Source organism: Paraburkholderia metrosideri, from assembly GCF_904848625.1.
Taxonomy (GTDB): Bacteria; Pseudomonadota; Gammaproteobacteria; order Burkholderiales; family Burkholderiaceae; genus Paraburkholderia; species Paraburkholderia metrosideri.
The window spans coordinates 337,461-352,396 of the sequence record NZ_CAJHCP010000006.1 but is presented as its reverse complement, the minus strand read 5'-3'; the positions used below and the strand labels follow the sequence as shown (position 1 = coordinate 352,396).

At 60.9% G+C, this 14,936-nt stretch carries 9 protein-coding genes; 5 read left to right on the top strand and 4 right to left on the bottom strand.

The features are described 5' to 3' along the window. Window positions 1–121: 121 nt before the first annotated feature. Together fixJ and fixL are read right to left on the bottom strand one after the other, a co-directional pair. The gene (gene fixJ / locus LMG28727_RS15270; protein ID WP_074764450.1) at window positions 122–766 is read right to left on the bottom strand and encodes an oxygen response regulator transcription factor FixJ; all 645 of its coding nucleotides are present in this window, start codon (window positions 764–766) and stop codon (window positions 122–124) included. Continuing rightward, entirely contained in the window at window positions 763–3,279 is a 2,517-nt protein-coding gene (gene fixL / locus LMG28727_RS15265; RefSeq protein ID WP_201643166.1) for an oxygen sensor histidine kinase FixL, read from the bottom strand. Before fixL ends, fixJ begins: the two co-directional genes overlap by 4 nt. Before the next feature lie 275 nt (window positions 3,280–3,554). Between fixL and aceE the strand changes: the two genes are divergently transcribed. The 3 genes from aceE (at window position 3,555) to lpdA (ending at window position 10,031) form a co-directional block, all read left to right on the top strand. Beyond that, window positions 3,555–6,251 carry a pyruvate dehydrogenase (acetyl-transferring), homodimeric type gene (gene aceE, locus LMG28727_RS15260; RefSeq protein ID WP_201643165.1) on the top strand — a complete coding sequence of 899 codons (2,697 nt, stop codon included), beginning with the start codon at window positions 3,555–3,557 and terminating at the stop codon, window positions 6,249–6,251. Between the two features lie 84 nt (window positions 6,252–6,335). Then, entirely contained in the window at window positions 6,336–7,988 is a 1,653-nt protein-coding gene (aceF, locus tag LMG28727_RS15255) for a dihydrolipoyllysine-residue acetyltransferase (RefSeq protein ID WP_201643164.1), read from the top strand. 255 nt (window positions 7,989–8,243) lie between these two features. Then, window positions 8,244–10,031 carry a dihydrolipoyl dehydrogenase gene (gene lpdA, locus LMG28727_RS15250; protein WP_201643163.1) on the top strand — a complete coding sequence of 596 codons (1,788 nt, stop codon included), beginning with the start codon at window positions 8,244–8,246 and terminating at the stop codon, window positions 10,029–10,031. Between the two features lie 436 nt (window positions 10,032–10,467). Here the strand turns inward: lpdA and LMG28727_RS15245 are convergent, their stop codons facing one another. After that, complete coding sequence (locus LMG28727_RS15245) at window positions 10,468–11,040, bottom strand: phasin family protein (protein ID WP_201643162.1); 573 nt, start codon at window positions 11,038–11,040, stop codon at window positions 10,468–10,470. Window positions 11,041–11,818: 778 nt separating this feature from the next. Between LMG28727_RS15245 and pbpG the strand changes: the two genes are divergently transcribed. Beyond that, a complete protein-coding gene (gene pbpG / locus LMG28727_RS15240; protein ID WP_201643161.1) occupies window positions 11,819–13,003 on the top strand; it encodes a D-alanyl-D-alanine endopeptidase in 1,185 nt (394 codons plus the stop codon). A 102-nt stretch (window positions 13,004–13,105) separates the two neighbouring features. Here pbpG and LMG28727_RS15235 read toward each other — a convergent pair whose 3' ends face one another. Next, on the bottom strand, window positions 13,106–13,918 hold the full coding sequence (locus LMG28727_RS15235; RefSeq protein WP_201643160.1) for an IclR family transcriptional regulator: 813 nt from the start codon (window positions 13,916–13,918) through the stop codon (window positions 13,106–13,108). A 178-nt stretch (window positions 13,919–14,096) separates the two neighbouring features. On the opposite strand from LMG28727_RS15235, the gene LMG28727_RS15230 reads away from it, so the two are divergent. Beyond that, a complete protein-coding gene (locus LMG28727_RS15230) occupies window positions 14,097–14,819 on the top strand; it encodes a (Fe-S)-binding protein (RefSeq protein WP_201643159.1) in 723 nt (240 codons plus the stop codon). Window positions 14,820–14,936: the final 117 nt, after the last annotated feature.

Sequence of the window (14,936 nt, the reverse complement as noted above, 5' to 3'; positions counted from 1 at the left end):
AGGAAAGAGGGCGGTGCAACGGGGGAGGCGGATACATCACGCAGACAGGCCGGACTTTTTCATCAGTCCGGCCGTTGCAGTTCAAAGACTTTCTAGTGGGGAACGCCTGCCGCTTCAGTTTTTATTGCGCGGCTTGCGGCTTGTTCGACAGCGCCAGACGCAACAGGTCGGCGACCGTGTTCACGTTCAGCTTTTCCATGATGTTCGCGCGATGCGCTTCGACCGTCTTGATGCTGATGCCGAGGTCGTCGGCGATCTGCTTGTTCAGGCGCCCGGCGATGATGCGCTCCAGCACCTGGTGCTCACGTGCGGTCAGCTTGCCCAGACGTTCGGCGGCGGCACGTTGCTGCTGCACGCTGCTGCTTTCGTTGCGCGCCTTGTCGAGCATGCGCTCGACCAGCCTGCGCAACTCGGCTTCGTCGAATGGCTTTTCGATGAAGTCCATCGCGCCTTTTTTCATCGTCGACACGGCCATCGGCACGTCGCCGTGACCTGTCACGAAGATGATCGGCAACAAGGTGTTGTCGGCGATCAGGCGTTCCTGCAACTCGAGTCCGCTCATGCCGGACATCCGCACATCAAGGATCAGGCAGGCGATCTGGCCTGGATGCTGGTGCGGCTGCCATGCGTCGATGAACTGCTCAGCGCTGGAGAAGCATTGCACGCGATAGCCGTTTGCCTCCAGCAGCCAGCGCAGCGAATCGCGCACGGCCTCGTCGTCGTCGACGACAAAGACAGTTTCCTGTGTGGTGACTGGGGTGTTCATAGCTCTCCCGTAACGGTTTGTGGTGTCGGCGCCTCTGACCCGCCGTTGCTCGGGCCGTCAGGCTCTCCAATAGGCAGACTGCAATGGAACGTGGCGCCTGTGATGTGGCCGTCAGACTCGACGTTGTTCACCACCCACAGACGGCCGCGGTGCGATTCGATAATCGAACGGCAAATGTTCAGCCCCATGCCCATACCATCGGACTTGGTGCTGTAAAACGGTTCGAACAGCCGCTCGGCGGTTGCTTCGTCGACGCCCGGCCCCTGGTCGACGACGCTGATGCAGACAAAGCCGCTCTCCAGACGTACGACCACGCGGATCACCGGATCGACCGCATTCGGTCGGGCTTCGGCCATCGCTTCGGCGCCGTTCTTCAGCAGGTTGACCAGCACCTGCTCGATCAGCACCGGGTCGACGTAGATCACCGGCAGACGCGAGCGCAGATCGGTGACGATGCGAATGCGCCGCTTGCGCGCTTCCAGCTCGGCCAGACCCACGGCGTCGGCGACGATATCGGCGACGCGCGTGGCCTGGCGCTTCGGCTCGCTGCGCTTCACGAACTCGCGAATGCGCTTGATGATCATGCCGGCGCGCACGGCCTGCTGGGCGGTTTTTTCCAGCACCGGAAGCAGATTGTCAGGCGTCGTCCGACCGGATTTAACCAGTGCTACCGTTCCAGAGCAATAGTTATTGATCGCGGCGAGGGGTTGATTGAGCTCGTGCGCGAGCGACGAAGCCATTTCGCCCATCGTCATCAGACGGCTGGTGAACTGCAGCTTCTCGTCCTGCTGACGCGACAGTTCCTGCGCCTGCTTGCGGGTGGTGATGTCGGTCGCGATCTGCATTTGCGCGAGGTGGCCGTCCACCCACTGAATGTACTGGCGGCGCACTTCGAACCATTTCTGAATGCTTTGCACGTAGATTTCCTGCGCGTCCGCGGTGCTTTCGGTCAACGCGGCAGCGGGGAGGCCAGCGTAGGCGTCCACCATATCGATCGAATCGGACGACGCCTGTGCGCTATCGAACCCGCCGCCCGCCAATTCCAGATGACCGTCGGGGCGAATCCCGAACAGGTGGCGGTAGTAGCGGTTGGCGAACAGCAGTTCGGCTTCGTCGGCGGCTAGCACGGACACGGCGGCGTCGAGGCTTTCGAGCACGGTCGTGAAGCGCTCATGCGCGGCCGCGAGTTCTTCGCGCGCACGCTTGGGCTCGGTGATGTCGGTCATCGACGACATCCAGCCGGTCTGACGGCCCGAACTGTCGATCAGCGGCGACACATAGAGGCGTGCGTGAAACGTGGAGCCGTCCTTGCGACGCACCCGCAATTCGAAGCCGGACGACGGCGCCTTGCCGCGCAACGTCATGTCGAGCTGACGCTGCATCTCGGGATACGAGTCTTTCGGCCAGTACGCGAACGGCGCGTTCTTGCCGACCAGATCGCTCTCGTCCCAGCCGGTCATGCGGCAAAACGCAGGATTGACGTGAGTGATGCGGCCGTGCATGTCGAGCACGCGCATCCCGATCAGCACCGAGTTTTCCATCGCGCGCCGGAAGAACGCTTCGGCGTACAGCGCCTGTTGCGCTTCGAAGCGTTGCCGCGTGTGTTTCCACAAACTCCACAGGCTCCACAGCACGAAGCACGACAACCCGGCCACCAGCCAGACCAGCGTGTTGTTCGTGAAGTTGGTCATCTGCGGATATGCGTACACGCGCACCGAGATGCCCTGGCCCGGCGGATCGAGCGGCAGGTCGTAGAACATGTCGCGCGGCAGGCGCGGGCGGGTCGACGTGGTGGTCAACTCGCGGTTGTTCACGTCGATGATCGAAATCTTGTATTTCGCGGACAACTCCGGCGGGATGTCGCGCTTCAGGATCCCTTCCACGGAGAACACCGCGGCGATCGAACCCAGGAAATCGCGGTCGCGGAACACCGGCGTCTGCAACGTGATATAGCCGTTGCCGACATCGTCATAAATGAGCGGCGAATAGACCTGGCGGCGCGTGGTGCGCGCCTCGTTGAACGCGGCTTTGACGGCTTCGTCCATCTGCGCGTCGTTCGGCCGGGCGAGGCGCTGCCCGAACACTGGCAACGCGGTATTGGGCCAGCGCGGCTGCTGCGCGCTGGTGTACCAGTTCATATAGAGGATCTCGGGATGCCCCTGCATGATGTCCGTGGTGGACGTCTGGAATGAATTCGGATCGGCATGGCCGGCAGCCAGATCGCGGGCGAGCGCCTGGATCTGTTCCTGCGCGCCGGTCATGGACAGGCGTATCTGTTGCTGCGCCCATGCGACGTTACGGTAGAGCGTGTCTTCCTGCTGCTGCTGTTCGCGCCGGTTCAGGCTCCACAGAATCAGACTCATGACGACCAGGAAAACCAGGATCGACAGGAGTGGCGTCAGCAAATAGGAATTCGACCACCATGGTCCATGGTGCCAGCGGGAGGGCGGCGTCGAATCCGCCGGCGAACCGGCGGTGCGCGCCGAGCGAGCGAAAAGCCGTTCGGTCAACATGCGTGGCATTGTAGCGCAGCGCGTCCCTGACAAATGACGCAAAAAAGCACGGAAAGTCACGTTATTCGGCGCAAACTAGCCGACGTATCCGTCGATCGGCAGTCAAATCAGGTTGCGCCGCAACAATTTTTCGCATTGTGAGAATCGATCTCGTAATTCGAAAATTTTGTTGCGCGGACGTCGGGACCCCTTTTACAATCGGCCGAAGCTGCCGCGGCCGTGCTTCGTCCGCGTCGTCTGTTCAAAGAGCGTTCCTCTATATCCAGGAGACGAGCATGTCCGCTGTACCCGACGAAGTCATGAAATATGTCGCCGCTGAAAAAGATGACGACCCCCAGGAAACCGGCGAATGGCTGGAAGCACTGGATGGCGTGATTTCTGCTGTGGGCCCCGACCGCGCCCACTACCTGATCGAAAAACAGATCGAGTTCGCACGTGTTCACGGCGAACATCTGCCGTTCTCGGCAAACACTCCGTACATCAATACGATTCCGGTCGCGCGTCAGGCAAAAATTCCTGGCGACCAGGACCTCGAACACCGGATCCGTTCGTATACGCGCTGGAACGCGATTGCCATGGTGCTGCGCGCCGGCAAGGACACCAACGTCGGTGGCCACATCGCGTCGTTCGCTTCGGCGGCCACGCTGTATGACGTCGGCTACAACCACTTCTGGCACGCACCGTCCGCAGAACACGGCGGCGATCTCATCTTCGTGCAGGGCCACTCGTCGCCGGGCGTCTACTCGCGCGCGTTCCTGCTCGGCCGTCTGACCGAAAACCAGCTCGACAACTTCCGCCAGGAAGTGGGCGGCGAGGGCATCTCGTCGTATCCGCACCCATGGCTGATGCCGGACTTCTGGCAGTTCCCGACCGTGTCGATGGGCCTCGGCCCGATCATGGCGATCTACCAGGCCCGCTTCATGAAGTACATGCAGGCGCGCGGTATCACCAAGACCGAAGGCCGTAAGGTCTGGGCCTTCCTCGGCGACGGCGAAACGGATGAACCGGAATCGCTCGGCGCGATCGGCATGGCCGGCCGCGAACGTCTCGACAACCTGGTGTTCGTGATCAACTGCAACCTGCAGCGCCTCGATGGCCCGGTGCGCGGTAACGGCAAGATCATCCAGGAACTCGAAAGCGAATTCCGCGGTGCTGGCTGGAACGTCATCAAGGTGATCTGGGGCAGCCGCTGGGATGCGCTGTTCCAACGCGACAAGTCGGGCGCGCTGATGCGCCGGATGATGGAAGTCGTCGACGGCGAATACCAGACGTACAAGTCGGAGTCGGGCGCCTTCGTGCGTGAACACTTCTTCAATACGCCGGAACTGAAGGCGCTGGTCGCCGAATGGTCCGACGACGACATCTGGAATCTGAATCGCGGCGGTCACGATCCGCACAAGATTTACGCAGCGTTCCAGGAAGCGTCGAATTCGCAGGGCCAGCCGACCGTCATTCTCGCGAAGACGATCAAGGGCTACGGCATGGGCGAAGCGGGTCAGGCGATGAACATCACCCACCAGCAGAAGAAGCTTCACGTCGATCAGCTGAAGAAATTCCGCGACCAGTTCCGTCTGCCGATCTCCGACGAAGATATCGTCGACGTGCCGTACCTGAAGTTCGAAGAAGGTTCGAAGGAACTCGAGTACATGCGTGCTCGCCGTCAGGACCTCGGCGGTTATCTGCCGGCGCGTCGCCAGAAGGCCGACTCGCTGCCGGTGCCGGAACTGTCGGTGTTCGAGCCGCTGCTGAAGGGTACTGGCGAAGGCCGCGAGATCTCCACGACGATGGCGTTCGTGCGGATCCTGAACATCCTGCTGAAGGACAAGGCACTCGGCAAGCGCATCGTGCCGATCGTGCCGGACGAGTCGCGTACCTTCGGTATGGAAGGCCTGTTCCGTCAGATCGGTATCTGGAATCAGGACGGCCAGAAGTACGTGCCGGAAGATTCCGACCAGCTGATGTTCTACCGTGAATCGGAAAGCGGTCAGATCCTGCAGGAAGGCATCAACGAAGCCGGCGGTATGGCTGACTGGATCGCCGCCGCGACGTCGTACTCGACGCACGGCGAGACGATGATCCCGTTCTACATCTTCTACTCGATGTTCGGCTTCCAGCGCATCGGCGACCTGTGCTGGGCCGCGGGCGACATGCGTTCGCGCGGCTTCCTGCTGGGCGGCACCGCTGGCCGCACGACGCTGAACGGCGAAGGCCTGCAACACGAAGACGGCCACTCGCTGCTGTGGGCGGCTTCGGTGCCGAACTGCATCAGCTACGACCCGACCTTCGGTTACGAACTCGCGGTGATCATGCAGGACGGTCTGCGTCGCATGGTGGCCGATCAGGAAGACGTGTATTACTACATCACGGTGATGAACGAAAACTACGAGCACCCGGCGATTCCGCAGGGCGATGCTGTAGCGGCCGACATCATCAAGGGCATGTACGCATTCCGCAAAGCCGAGGCCGACAAGAAGGCACCGCGCGTTCAGTTGCTGGGCGCGGGCACGATCTTCAACGAAGTGATCGCCGCCGCCGACCTGCTGAAGAACGACTGGGGCGTCGCTGCCGACCTGTGGAGCGTGCCGAGCTTCACCGAACTGGCTCGCGAAGGCCACGAAGTGCAGCGTTGGAACCTGCTGCACCCGACCGAAGAGAAGAAGCTCTCGCACGTCGAGAAGCTGCTGAAGGACGCACCGGGTCCGGTCATCGCATCGACCGACTACGTGCGCGCGCTGACCGAGCAGATCCGCGCGTTCGTGCCGCAGAAGTTCGTCGTGCTGGGCACGGACGGCTATGGCCGTTCGGACACGCGTGAAAAGCTGCGCCACTTCTTCGAAGTCGACCGCTACTGGGTCACGGTTGCCGCGTTGAATGCACTGGCAGATGAAGGCACGATCGAACGCAAGGTCGTCGCCGAGGCGCTCAAGAAGTACAACCTTGATCCCGCCAAACCCAACCCGATGACCGTCTAAGGCATCATTCCCCGTGTGCCACGGCGTGCGCGCCTGCCCTTGTCCGAAGGGCAGGCCGCGTGCGCGGCCCAGGAGACACTAACAATGAGTCAAGCGATCGAAGTCAAGGTGCCGGACATCGGCGATTACAAGGATATTCCTGTGATCGAGGTGCTGGTCAAGGCGGGTGACACCGTCGAGAAAGAGCAATCGCTCGTCACGCTGGAATCCGACAAGGCGACGATGGATGTGCCGAGTTCGGCAGCCGGCGTCGTCAAGGAAGTGAAGGTCAAGGTTGGCGACAACGTGTCGGAAGGCGTGTTGATCGTCGTGCTGGAAGCAGCTGAAGGCGGTGCTGCTGCGCCGGCTCCTGCTGCGGCGCCTGCTCCCGCTCCCGCTGCTGCACCGGCTCCGGCCGCGACACCCGCAGCGAGCGGTGGTGGTCTGCAGGAAGTCAAAGTGCCGGATATCGGCGACTACAAAGATATCCCCGTCATCGAAATCTCGGTGAAGGTCGGCGATCGCGTCGAGAAAGAGCAGTCGCTGGTGACGCTCGAATCCGACAAGGCGACCATGGATGTGCCGAGCTCGGCCGCTGGCGTCGTCAAGGAAGTCAAGGTCAAGGTGGGCGATACCGTGTCGGAAGGCTCGGTGATCGTGGTGATCGAAGCTGAGGGTGGCGCTGCTGCGCCGGCTGCGGCTCCTGCTCCCGCTGCTGCAAAGCCGGCTGCTGAAAAGCCGTCGGACGCACCGGCCACGCCGTCGCCCGCTCCGGCACAGCCGTCCGCACTTGCGCAGGCTCCGTCGATTCCGGCTGGTGAAGGTGGCGCGCGTCACGCAAGCCACGCATCGCCGTCCGTGCGCAAGTTCGCGCGCGAACTCGGTGTCGACGTCACGCAGGTGAAGGGCACGGGTCCGAAGGGCCGCATTACGCAGGCCGACGTGACCGCCTTCATCAAGGGCGTGATGACGGGTCACGGTGCTGCGCCTGCAGGTGCTGCCGCACCGGCTGCCGCAGGTGGCGGGTTGAACGTGCTGGCGTGGCCGAAGGTCGACTTCGCCAAATTCGGTCCGGTCGATCCGAAGCCGCTGTCGCGCATCAAGAAGATTTCGGGCGCGAATCTGCATCGCAACTGGGTCATGATCCCGCACGTCACGAACAACGACGAAGCGGATATCACCGAACTCGAAGCGCTGCGCGTGCAGTTGAACAAGGAAAACGAAAAGGCCGGCGTGAAGATCACGATGCTGGCGTTCGTGATCAAGGCTGTCGTGTCGGCCCTGAAGAAATTCCCGACGTTCAATGCGAGCCTCGACGGCGATAACCTCGTGTTCAAGCAGTATTTCCACGTGGGGTTTGCTGCGGATACGCCGAACGGTCTGGTTGTGCCGGTGATTCGTGACGCCGACAAGAAGGGTCTGGTCGAGATCGCGAAGGAAATGACCGATCTTTCCAAGGCGGCTCGCGACGGCAAGCTGAAGCCGGATCAGATGCAAGGTGGCTGCTTCTCGATTTCGTCGCTGGGCGGGATTGGCGGTACTAACTTCACGCCGATTATCAATGCGCCTGAAGTGGCTATTCTTGGTCTGTCGCGTGGGGCGATGAAGCCAGTTTGGGATGGCAAGCAGTTTGTGCCCAAGCTCATGCTGCCGCTTTCGTTGTCCTATGACCACCGCGTTATCGATGGGGCCGAAGCTGCGCGCTTCAATGCGTATCTTGGGGCGCTTCTTGCCGATTTTCGGCGTGTGATTCTTTGATGTGATGTTGCGCGGGGCGCTGGGTTTGTTTCTGTGATCCGCGCGCTTTTGCAGAACCTGCTTTCTTGGTGGTCTATTAGCGTCGCCCCTGTGCGGGGCGGCACCTACTTTTCTTTGTCTTCCAAAGAAAAGTAGGCAAAAGAAAGGCGCGTCCTTCGGCGGACAGCAAAGGATGATTCTGTTCGCCGCGTTGCCAGCTTTTAGGTCCTTAGGGGTGGGTTCTTCCTCATCACGTCAATAAGAGAAGGGGACACTATGAGTCTCGTCGAAGTAAAAGTGCCGGATATCGGTGACTTCAAAGACGTCGATGTCATTGAAGTCAATATCAAAGCGGGCGATGTCATCGAGAACGAACAGGCGCTGATGACGCTCGAGTCCGATAAGGCCTCCATCGAAGTGCCCAGCGATACCGCCGGCACAGTCAAGGAAGTTCGCGTCAAAGCCGGTGACAAAGTCTCGCAAGGCACCGTGATCGCGCTCGTCGAAACCTCGGCGGAAGCGGCTCCGGCTAAAGACGCACCGAAGGCCGCGGAAAAAGCACCGGCGCAAGCCGCTGCTCCGGCACCCGCGCCCGCTGCTGCACCGAAGGCGGCAACGCCCGCGCCGCAAGCCGGCAGCTTCGCCGGTAACGTGGACATCGAATGCGACATGCTCGTGCTCGGTTCGGGTCCCGGCGGCTATTCCGCTGCGTTCCGTTCGGCCGACCTCGGCATGAAGACGGTGCTGGTCGAGCGTTATTCGACCCTCGGCGGCGTCTGTCTGAATGTCGGTTGTATTCCGTCGAAGGCGTTGTTGCACACCGCGCTCGTGATCGATGAAGCCGAAGCGCTTGGCGCGCACGGCATCACGTTCAGCAAGCCGCAGATCGATCTGGACAAGCTGCGTGACTTCAAGTCGGGCGTCGTCAAGAAGCTCACCGGCGGTCTCGCCGGCATGGCCAAGGCGCGCAAGGTCGAAGTGGTGACGGGTACCGGCGCGTTCGTCGATCCGAATCACATGGAAGTGCAGACCGAAGGCGGCAAGAAAGTCGTCAAGTTCAAGCAGGCGATCATCGCCGCGGGTTCGGAAGCGGTGAAGCTGCCGTTCATTCCGGAAGATCCGCGGGTGGTCGATTCGACCGGCGCACTCGAACTGCGTCAGATTCCGCAACGCATGCTGGTGATCGGCGGCGGCATTATCGGTCTCGAAATGGCGACCGTGTATGCGACGCTCGGCGCGAAGATCGACGTGGTCGAAATGCTCGACGGCCTGATGGCCGGCGCGGACCGCGATCTGGTCAAGGTCTGGGAGAAGTACAACAGCAAGCGTTTCGCAAACGTGATGCTGAAGACCAAAACGACCGGCGCCGAAGCGAAAGACGACGGCATCTATGTGTCGTTCGAAGGCGAAAAGGCTCCGGCCGAAGCGCAACGCTATGACCTCGTGCTGGTCGCCGTCGGCCGTACGCCGAATGGCAAGAAGATCGGTGCGGACAAGGCCGGCGTCGCGGTGACGGATCGTGGCTTCATCGATGTCGACAAGCAGATGCGCACCAACGTGCCGCACATCTTCGCGATCGGCGATATCGTCGGTCAGCCGATGCTCGCGCACAAAGCAGTGCACGAGGGTCACGTTGCCGCCGAAGTCGCTCACGGCGAGAAGGCGTACTTCGACGCGCTGCAGATTCCGTCGGTCGCCTACACCGATCCGGAAGTGGCGTGGGCCGGCAAGACGGAAGACCAGTTGAAGGCCGCCGGCATCAAGTACGGCAAGGCAGTGTTCCCGTGGGCCGCCTCGGGTCGCGCAATCGCTAACGGCCGCGACGAAGGCTTCACGAAACTGCTGTTCGACGAGGAAACGCATCGCGTGATCGGCGGCGGGATCGTCGGTCTGAATGCGGGCGACCTGATCAGCGAAGTCTGCCTCGCCATCGAAATGGGTGCGGATGCAACGGATATCGGCAAGACGATCCATCCGCATCCGACGCTCGGCGAATCGATCGGCATGGCCGCCGAGTTGTACGAAGGTGTCTGTACCGATCTGCCGCCGCAAAAGAAGAAGTAATCCCGCTAGCCCGTCTGTGTTCAGGCACAGACGGTCGGTTCGAAACGGCGTGGATAAAAAAACGGCGCGTCCTGTGAAGGACGCGCCGTTTTTTTTGTGTGAAGCAGGGCAGAGCGGAACGCGTGCGGTGAAGAACTACCGCTGTCAGATCATCGGGACCGGAGTTCGCACGTGCACCTAACGCAAGACGCGAACTCGTGGACGCCAGCCGCTCCAAAAAAAATCCCGGCTGCTTCGCCGGGCAAACGATACGTGGTCAGCGTATCGGAGCGTTCGGCCAATCAAACCGTGTGAGCGGCAACGGCACGACGCTGTTGCTTGCGATAACGCCGGCACAGCGGGTGCGCTGTGCCGGCGTGAGGGCGTCAACTGAAGTGCCGCCCGACGTGCTGCCTGGCTGCGCGCGAGAAGATCAGCGCGCGATGCTGCGAGAAACTTAGACCGTCTTCTTGGCCGAGCGCGATGCTTGCGCTGCGGCTTGCGAAGCTGCCTTCGACGCAGCCGTAGCAGCCGCATTGAAGTTGCTTTCAGCAATTTCGACAGCTTGCTTGGTTGCCTTGTGAACTGTTTCGTACGTGGTGTTGGCGGCGGTGATAGCCGACTTCATCACGGCGACAGCGGTTTCCGAGCCAGCCGGTGCGTTCTTCGCGACATTTTCGACGAGCGACTGGACCTTGCGGTTCTGCTCTTCGAATTGAGCTTCTGCGACGCGGGTGAATTCACCTTGCGTTGCCGACACGATTTCGTACACGTGACGACCATACGACAGCGCCTTCTCAGCCACCGGCTGAGCCAGGCTAGCTTGCAGCGCCAGCAATTCTTGCGCGTCCTTCACCGACAGCGCGCGTTGTGCATTTTCCTGGCTTTCGGCGAGCGTCGATTTCACAACTTGCAGGTTCAGCTCAACCAGCTTTTCGACGCCTTCAAATGCTTTGGTCGTCAGGCCGAACAGAGTGTCGAAGTTGGCTTTCTGGGCTGCGGCGAATTGCTCAGGGGTCAGCAGAGTCATGGTTTAGGCTCCTGGATTGCGGTCTGTCTGTGCGGACCGCATTGGGTTGGTGGCGAGACACAGTGGATTGTCTGCCCGGACTGCGATGTATTGTGCATCGCAGCAATGGTTCCCATTTTAGGATGGCCACGGTGAATGTCAAGTGCTTTTTGTGCGTCGCACAATATTAAGAAAGTGCTGATAAAACAATGCCTTATGCTATCGGCATGACACCTGTATGACGTCAGTCGATTTGACCGGCGGCACCGCGCTGGTGCGGAAAAAAAGCCGATGGCCCGCCGTTGTGCGAGCAATTTTTACCGTTCACCCAAGGTTCTCCCGACTGAAACGGTAACCCGTCCTATCTCAGAAAAAATCCTCAATTAGGGATTCGATGTAAACCGGAAAGTGTCATGGAACGTTAATGCAGGGTACCGGTCGAATGCGCGTTGGCGGTCTCCAGCAAGCGTTTAACAGCTAGGCGGCGAGCCCCAACGTTGTTTTCTCGCATCGGCGGCGCTGTACCTGCCCATGCACTAACCGTATTTCCCCTGATCAAGGTTGTCTCGAAATTGCCGTAATGCTGGAAGAATCAACTCGATTCTGGCGGGCGGCGGCAAAAGTGAGACGTAGCGCGCTAGCGATCGTTTTTTTCGATCGATGCGCGGCACTTATTCGTGTTTTGGCGATCGGAGCTTACAAGCCGGTTTAAGGAGCGCTCATAAGTGCTTCAAATTGCTAATTTTTCGTTGTTTTACTACACTTGCGGAAACCTCTCGCCGCTCCCTACCGAACACCCATGAAAACCGACATGTTTTCGTCGCTAAAAGTGATCCACGGCGCGGCCCGCAGCACCGCTCTGTCGGTGGCCGTCTCTCTGGTCGTCGCAGCGGCGTTCGCCTCGCCCGTCAGCACTTTTGCCGCCACGCCCGCGACTACTGCTAAAACCTCCAAACACGCCAAAGCCGCCAGAAAGCCGGCTGCCGCCACCGCCAAGGTGTCGAGCCAGTCGGTAAAAGCCGGTAAAGGCGCGGCCGCGAAGACCGCCGCAGCCGACGACGATGCGCCGCGTGCCAACGTCAAGCGCAAGCGCGTGACCTTCACGGCCAGCGGACGCCATCATTCGGTCGTCCGCCGTGTTGCGTACGAGCCACGTCAGCCGACGGTCGGCCAGGCGTTCGGCCTGCACGAAACGCCGGACGCGCTCATGTTGCGTTCAAGCGTTGCGTACGTGATCGATCAGAACAGCGGTGAATCGCTGTTCGACAAGAATTCGCGCGCCGTGGTGCCGATCGCGTCGATCACCAAGTTGATGACCTCCATGGTGGTGCTCGACTCGAAAGAGCCGATGACCGACCAGATCGAAGTTACCGACGAAGACCGCGACTACGAGAAGAACACCGGTTCGCGTTTGTCGGTCGGCTCGGTGCTTTCGCGTGAAGACATGCTGCACATCGCGCTGATGGCGTCGGAAAACCGCGCGGCGGCGGCCTTGTCGCGTTATTTCCCGGGCGGCCGTCCGGCTTTCCTGGCGGCGATGAACGCGAAGGCCAAGCAACTCGGCATGACCGACACGCATTTCGAAAACCCCACGGGTTTGACGAGCCAGAATGTGTCGAGCGCGCGTGACCTCGTGAAGATGGTCAACGCGGCGTATCAATATCCGATGATCCGCAAATTCTCGACCGATCACAGCTACGAGGTGTACACCGGCAAACGTACGCTGGCGTACAACAGCACGAATGCACTGGTGCGTAACCCGACTTGGGATATCGGTCTGCAAAAGACCGGCTTTATCAACGAAGCGGGTGAGTGCCTCGTGATGCAGGCAACCATTCACGGTCGCCCGATGATCATCGTGCTACTCGACTCGTCGGGTAAGTACTCCCGTTTCGCGGATGCGACGCGTCTGCGCACGTGGCTGGACAACGGTGGCGATCAGCCGCGTATCACCAGCGCGGACGCCGGCGGGGCGGGTACCTGAAGTCGTTTGAAGGGCCGGTCGTGATACCCGGCCGGATCGAAAAAAAGCCTCGCAGTTGCGAGGCTTTTTTATTGCGCCGGCGCCGGATGCCCGGCGTTCCCGTTACGTGTGGTGGTGATGCCCATGCGAATGGTCATGCGGAGGCGGCGGCCGATAACCGAGCGATTCGGAGATCATTAGCGCCGTCTGGCTGACTTGCCCCAGCCACGAGTCCTGCAATCGATCCGCAGGCGCCGACAACGACAGACCAGCGACCAGCTTGCCGGTGTCGTCATAAATTCCGGCGGCGATGCAACGCACGCCGAGTTCCAGCTCTTCGTTATCCCGCGCGCAGGCTTGCTGACGCACGTGCGATAGCTCGCGTTCCAGTTTCGTCAGATCGGTGATGCTGTTCTGCGTGTGGCCCGACAGGCCGGTGCGGGTTGCGTACGCGCGCACGCGGGTCGATTCGTCGGCGGCGAGGAAAAGCTTGCCCACCGAAGTCAGATGCAACGGCGCTCGGCCGCCGATAGCCCGCACCACCTGCATGCCGGAACGTTCGGAATACGCGCGTTCGATATAGACGATCTCGTCGCCCTGACGTACCGACAGATTCACCGTCTGGCCGGTCTGGCGATGCAACTCGCGCATGGGCGTCAGCGCCGCGTCGCGCACCGACAGGCGCGCCTTCACCAGATTGCCCAATTCGAGCAGGCGCATGCCGAGCCGATAAGTGCCGGGATCCGAACGGTCGACCAGCCGGCACATCACCATGTCGTTCAGGATGCGGTGCGCGGTGGACGGATGCAACTCCGTACGGATGGCGAGTTCTTTCAGGCTGACCGGGTCGCTATGCGCGGCGAGAGCATCGAGCAGGCGCATCATGCGTTCGATCACCTGGATCGAAGTTTTGGGATCCGGGTTCGTGTCGCTCATGGGAGGAATCGGTTGACGCGTCAAACAGCGGAAATTGATTGTATCTCGTATGGTGAAAAAAGCGAACGCGGTTCGAAGGCCTATTCGAATTTGCCGTCTATTCGTCCTATGCCTTCTGGCCGTTGGTATTGTCCGCCAAACAGCGGATAATCAGGGACGTTTTCCCGAAGGAGGGCTCATGCGAGTCGGATTGTTCGTCACCTGCCTGATCGACCTGATGCGTCCCGAAATCGGGTTTTCGGTCATCAAGCTGATCGAAGGCGCTGGCTTCGAGGTGGTGGTGCCACCCGCGCAAACCTGTTGCGGGCAGCCCGCGTACAACTCGGGGGAACGTCGCATTGCGCGCGACCTCGCCGAAAAAACCGTGCGCGAATTCGAACAGTTCGATTACATCGTGGTGCCGTCCGGCTCGTGCGGCGGCATGATCCGCTCGCACTACGGCGACCTCTTTGCCGACGATCCCGAGTTGATGAACCGCTTCGGCCGCGTGCGCGCCAAAGTGTTCGAGCTGACCGATTTCCTCGTCAACGTCGCCAAGGTGCAGTTGCAGCCGGGCGAGTTCGCGGGGCAGGTGACGTATCACGACTCCTGTTCCGGATTGCGCGAACTCGATGTCAAGGCGCAGCCCCGGGCGTTGCTCGCACAAGTAGGCGTAGCGGTGGCCGAGATGAAGGATTGCGAGCACTGCTGCGGTTTCGGCGGCACGTTTGCGGTGAAATACGGCGATATCTCTACGGCAATCGTCGACGAAAAATGCGCGAATATCAGGGCGAACGGCGCGGGCACGGTCGTGCTCGGCGACCTGGGGTGCATGCTCAACATTGAAGGCCGCTTGCGACGAACTGGGGACGCCACCACGCGGGTGCTGCACATTGCTCAGGTGCTCGCCGGGGATGTTTAGCCGCACGGGTCACACGCCGCTTGGGCTCAGTTCAGCGTGCGGCCCGGAGCAACGGCAATCACCATTCCTTCACGCATTCCGTTTCGCGCGCTGAGCGTCGCGCGCTTCGTCTTCGCT

Excerpts from the sequence above, each read along its gene's own strand:
- pbpG (WP_201643161.1), top strand. The coding sequence starts at position 11,819 with ATGAAAACCGACATGTTTTCGTCGCTAAAAGTGATCCACGGCGCGGCC.
- aceE (WP_201643165.1), top strand. The coding sequence starts at position 3,555 with ATGTCCGCTGTACCCGACGAAGTCATGAAATATGTCGCCGCTGAAAAA.
- LMG28727_RS15245 (WP_201643162.1), bottom strand. The coding sequence starts at position 11,040 with ATGACTCTGCTGACCCCTGAGCAATTCGCCGCAGCCCAGAAAGCCAAC.
- lpdA (WP_201643163.1), top strand. The coding sequence starts at position 8,244 with ATGAGTCTCGTCGAAGTAAAAGTGCCGGATATCGGTGACTTCAAAGAC.
- fixJ (WP_074764450.1), bottom strand. The coding sequence starts at position 766 with ATGAACACCCCAGTCACCACACAGGAAACTGTCTTTGTCGTCGACGAC.
- LMG28727_RS15235 (WP_201643160.1), bottom strand. The coding sequence starts at position 13,918 with ATGAGCGACACGAACCCGGATCCCAAAACTTCGATCCAGGTGATCGAA.
- LMG28727_RS15230 (WP_201643159.1), top strand. The coding sequence starts at position 14,097 with ATGCGAGTCGGATTGTTCGTCACCTGCCTGATCGACCTGATGCGTCCC.
- aceF (WP_201643164.1), top strand. The coding sequence starts at position 6,336 with ATGAGTCAAGCGATCGAAGTCAAGGTGCCGGACATCGGCGATTACAAG.
- fixL (WP_201643166.1), bottom strand. The coding sequence starts at position 3,279 with ATGTTGACCGAACGGCTTTTCGCTCGCTCGGCGCGCACCGCCGGTTCG.